Annotated in this window: 3 protein-coding genes; all 3 read right to left on the minus strand. The window is 69.3% G+C overall.

What is annotated here, in order from left to right; all coding sequences use genetic code 11:
- Nucleotides 1-432, minus strand: a 432-nt coding sequence (locus H7841_18395) for a hypothetical protein (protein ID MEO5338829.1), incomplete at its 3' end; no start/stop codon positions are given.
- Nucleotides 429-731 (minus strand): hypothetical protein, encoded by a 303-nt coding sequence (locus H7841_18400; protein MEO5338830.1) that lies wholly within the window; start codon nt 729-731, stop codon nt 429-431. The genes H7841_18395 and H7841_18400, both read right to left, overlap by 4 nt.
- Nucleotides 728-1,633, minus strand: a 906-nt coding sequence (locus H7841_18405) for a VTT domain-containing protein (GenBank protein MEO5338831.1), incomplete at its 5' end; no start/stop codon positions are given. The genes H7841_18405 and H7841_18400, both read right to left, overlap by 4 nt.

A 1,633-nucleotide genomic window follows, 5' to 3' on the forward strand; every position in this document is an offset into this window, starting at 1 on the left:
CAGCACCAGGTAGAAGGTGAGCGTCCCCGGCGTGTGCAGCGACGGAAAGGCGGGCTGGGTGCCGAGGAAGCCCACGTAAGGCTCGACGAAGGGCAACAGCCAGGGAATGGCCCACCACAACACGGAGACACAGGCCACCAACATGGAGAGCCGCCGCCGCGTGTAGGGATTGTGCTCGGCCCGGATGCGCCAGATGCCGAAGGCCAGGATGATGGCGTATTCGGTATAGCGGTTGAACCAGATGGGGCTGTCCCACCAGAACAGATAGGACTCGTTCAGCCAGCCCAGGAAGGCCCAGGCGAAGGCGGCGAGCGCCAAGCCCTGGACCCAAAGCGGATACCTGCCCGCCAGGGACCGCTGCTTGCCGGCCGGCAGCGCCTTGACCTTGAAGTCGCGAGGGCCCTTCTTGATCGCGGCGGCAACGGCGGTCATGACGCCAAGTCCTCCATGAAACGATCCTCCGCCGCCTCCAAGGTCGCGAGAAGACCTTCCGGCAGGGCACGGCCGGCCCGCGCCAGCCCGGCATGGAGTTCGTCGGCCGTGAGGATCACGCCGTCGGCGGGAACGATGGAAACGCCGTTCACGGTGAGGGCCGGGGCCTCCGGACCCAAAAGGGTTTCCGTCGTGGCGCCCAAGGTGGCGGCCAAGGCCTCGGCGAAGGCGAAATAGAGGCGGCAGCGGCCGCCCGGCGGCTCCTTGGCGATCACCGCGATGTGGAGCCGGCCGCTCATGGCCCTTCCTCCACCGGCAATCCCCTCTTTCCCCATTCCACCATGCCTCCAGCCACCAGGCGCACCCCGGAAAAGCCCTCGGCCTTCAGCATCTCGACCGCCTTGGCCGAGCGCTTGTCGGTGCGGCAGAGGACGGCCACCGTTTTACCGCGCCAGCCTTCCAACTCGCCCAGGCGGGCCGCCAGTTCGGGCAGCGGGATGTTGCGCGACGCGGGAACGTGGCCGCCCGCGAAATCGGGGGCATCGCGCACGTCCAGCACCAGCATGGCCTCGCCGGGCTTGATGTCGGCCAGATCCAGGGCCGGTTCGCGGCGCAGGGTCTTGATGAGGCGTGGCAGGAACAGGACGGCCGCCAGCAGTCCCAGCGCGATGGCACCGTCGCGGATCAAACCCTCGCCGCCCGCCAGGGCCTCCCGGCCGGCATGCCCGAGGTAGGTATAGGCAAGCGCGCCGGGGATCATGCAGACGGCCGTGGCCACCACATAGGCCCCGAAGGAGATGCGGGTCAGCCCCAGGGCGTAGTTGAGCAGATTGAAGGGAAACAGCGGCACCAGCCGGGTGAAGGCGACGAACCGCCAGCCTTCCGCCTCGACGCCCGCCACCAGCCGCCCCAGGCGGGAACCCGCCCGCCCGGCCACCCAGTCCCCGGCCAGGTAACGGGCCGCCAGAAAGGCCACGGCGGCTCCCAAGGTGGCACCGGCGAGGTTGTAGACAGTGCCCAGGACCGGGCCGAACAACGCCCCGCCCGCCAGGGCGAACAGGGTGCCGGGCAGGAACAGCACGGTCCCGGCCGCGAAGGCCAGCACGAACAACGCCATTCCCAGGGTTCCATAGCCGGCGATCCAGGCTTCGACCGCCGCCGGGTCGAGGCGGTCGCGGAACGTGAAAGCCCAGGCCACGAT

Source organism: Magnetospirillum sp. WYHS-4, assembly GCA_039908345.1.
Classification (GTDB): Bacteria; Pseudomonadota; Alphaproteobacteria; order Rhodospirillales; family GLO-3; genus JAMOBD01.

Bases quoted from the DNA above. Each gene is read 5' to 3' on its own strand.
- H7841_18400 (MEO5338830.1), bottom strand. From the start codon at position 731: ATGAGCGGCCGGCTCCACATCGCGGTGATCGCCAAGGAGCCGCCGGGC.